The organism is Bacteroidota bacterium, from assembly GCA_018692315.1.
Lineage (GTDB): Bacteria > Bacteroidota > Bacteroidia > Bacteroidales > JABHKC01 > JABHKC01.
Genome location: JABHKC010000066.1, coordinates 1 through 2,262, shown reverse-complemented (window position 1 = coordinate 2,262; position 2,262 = coordinate 1). Strand labels below are relative to the sequence as shown.

At 32.6% G+C, this 2,262-nt stretch carries 2 protein-coding genes and 1 tRNA gene; all 3 read right to left on the bottom strand.

Annotated features, from left to right (window positions below; translation table 11 throughout):
- Window positions 1–52: 52 nt before the first annotated feature.
- The 3 genes from HN894_05365 to HN894_05355 all read right to left on the bottom strand — a co-directional run bounded on the left by HN894_05365 (window position 53) and on the right by HN894_05355 (window position 2,068).
- On the bottom strand, window positions 53–1,564 hold the full coding sequence (locus tag HN894_05365) for an IS1634 family transposase (protein MBT7142746.1): 1,512 nt from the start codon (window positions 1,562–1,564) through the stop codon (window positions 53–55).
- A gap of 160 nt (window positions 1,565–1,724) precedes the next feature.
- Window positions 1,725–1,797: transfer RNA gene (locus HN894_05360), tRNA-Phe, on the bottom strand.
- 40 nt (window positions 1,798–1,837) lie between these two features.
- Window positions 1,838–2,068 (bottom strand): hypothetical protein, encoded by a 231-nt coding sequence (locus HN894_05355; GenBank protein MBT7142745.1) that lies wholly within the window; start codon window positions 2,066–2,068, stop codon window positions 1,838–1,840.
- Window positions 2,069–2,262: the final 194 nt, after the last annotated feature.

Here is a 2,262-nt window from a genome sequence, read left to right as displayed (position 1 = left end):
TTTAAAGATAATTAAGCAATTATTTCCTGACTTCGTCAATGCGCCACCCAATTTAAAACAAAAACAATTTAGCTAATTGTTTTTGTTTTTCAGTGAGCAGTAAAACTTTCTCTATAGTTTCTTCAGAGTTAGGAACAGTCACTTTAATCGTACATATCGTTTTTGCAATCTTAATTGCACTATCAGGACTTAAACTGGATCTCAGCTCTTTAAGCTGCCTTTCCAACTCTTTATATACTTTATATGCAACAAAACAAATGCAAATATGAGCTTCTATTCGTTTTGGAGTAAAATGGAACATTGGTCGGATTTCTATTTTACTTTTGGTAATTCTAAATGCATTTTCGATTTTCCATAAGTTTGAATAATTCGAATACACCTCATTCGCTTTTAGTTTTGTGTTGGTAAAGTATCCTTTCAGTCCGTCCCACTTACCGTCTTCTTCAAATAGATTGTGGTCTATTTGAACTTGTACTTCTCCATCCATTTTCAGATACTTATTATAGCCTCTTTTATTTATGCTTGCTTTAGTTAATTTGCCTGTTTTAAAAAGCTTTTCAAGCCTGTCAAGACCTTTTTTTCGATTATGATAATCTTTTCTTGCCCTTTTCTCACAATAGCCTAGAATCAATCGCTTGCCATTAGCTTTTTTAAGCTCCGCAAATTCGCCATCTGTAATTTTCTGGGACAAAACCCATGTCTTGATCTTTTCTGATTCATTTTTGATCTTAGCTCCAATAATGTATTGATAATTAAACCTGTCAAGCTCTTGTATGTTCTGTTTCGACATTAAGCCTGCATCTGCCACTACTACTGCTCCTTTAATATTATATTCTTTTTCAAAATCACTAATTATGGGAAGCATGGTGTGTCCCTCGAATTTGTTTCCTTCAAATATCTGATAGGTTAGTGGGTAACCGTCTCTGCTTACCAATAAACCTAAAACTATTTGCGGGTTTTGATGTTTTCCATCTTTCGAAAAACCATTTTTACGAAGCCCATCTTCATTATCTGTTTCAAAATACAAGGTGGTTACATCATAAAATATAATCCCTATTACACCTCCTAATATTTGTCTGGTATGATTTACACTTATTCGTTGAATATCTGTTTTGTATTTGTTATATAGATCATCTAAATATCGATAAACCAGATTAAGATCTACCTCAAATCCATAATAATCCTTTAAATATTCAACGGTTGCTCTTTTACTGCTTGGGAAACTTAATCTTGATAAAACCAGATGTTTGAAAACATCATCCCTAATACTGGAAAATCCAATTTCATTGAATATTTTAGTCAATAGCAACTCAGTGCCATTAATCAATAATTGATTTATTTGGCCAATAAACTGTTCAGTTTGTTTTCGATGATCATGAAAGTCAATTTCTAATAGTCCTGAACGATCTTTTATCCATTGTTTGCCAAGTTCATGATACCGCTCCAATTCTTGAGAATCTTTGCTTGTACCTATTGTAATAAGCTCCTTGTATTTGCCTGAACTCTTATCGACAACAACAATACTGGTACTACCAGAGCGGTTTTTCTTACTCCTGATATACATAACACAAAGTTGAACAAATTAACTTTGCGCCACCCATTTGAATGCTGAAAAATTTGTATAATACTGATAATCTAGCCCTTATAGATTTGTTGCTATTTTTGTGATGAAGTCAGGAATGAGATAGTCCTAAATAACAAAACCCCACTATTGTGGGGCTTTGTGGTGAAAGGCAGAATCGAACTGCCGACACAAGGATTTTCAGTCCTTTGCTCTACCAACTGAGCTACTTCACCATTATGTTTTGCGGCTGCAAAGTTATGCTTTTATTTAAAATTACAAACTCAAAAATAAAAATTCGGAAAAATGTTTTGGATTATTTATTTCTGGAGATATATTTTCTAACTCCATAAATAATTGCGGATGCGATAAAAACAACAAACCTCCACTGATTGGAACAGTAGGTTCTGTATCACCTGGATTCCAACTACCACCTGGAGGTGCATAGCTTAAAATAGGTAATGCTATTATTGTAAAAAATAAAACGATTTTAATGACTATTCTCATAATGCGTAATGGCAATAAAATAGATTGCAAATTTAATAATTTTTTTTTAATAGAATTATTGTTTTTTAAAGTAAATAGGGCTTGCTGAGAAAGTCAGACTACACAACTTTTAAAATTTGAGAAGATTGAAATTTATTGAATCATTCTTTGAAAAATGAATTTGACCCTATATCTGTCCTTACAAAGGCAAATTC

Coding starts and splice junctions, on each gene's coding strand:
- HN894_05365 (MBT7142746.1), bottom strand. CDS start 1,564: ATGTATATCAGGAGTAAGAAAAACCGCTCTGGTAGTACCAGTATTGTT.
- HN894_05355 (MBT7142745.1), bottom strand. CDS start 2,068: ATGAGAATAGTCATTAAAATCGTTTTATTTTTTACAATAATAGCATTA.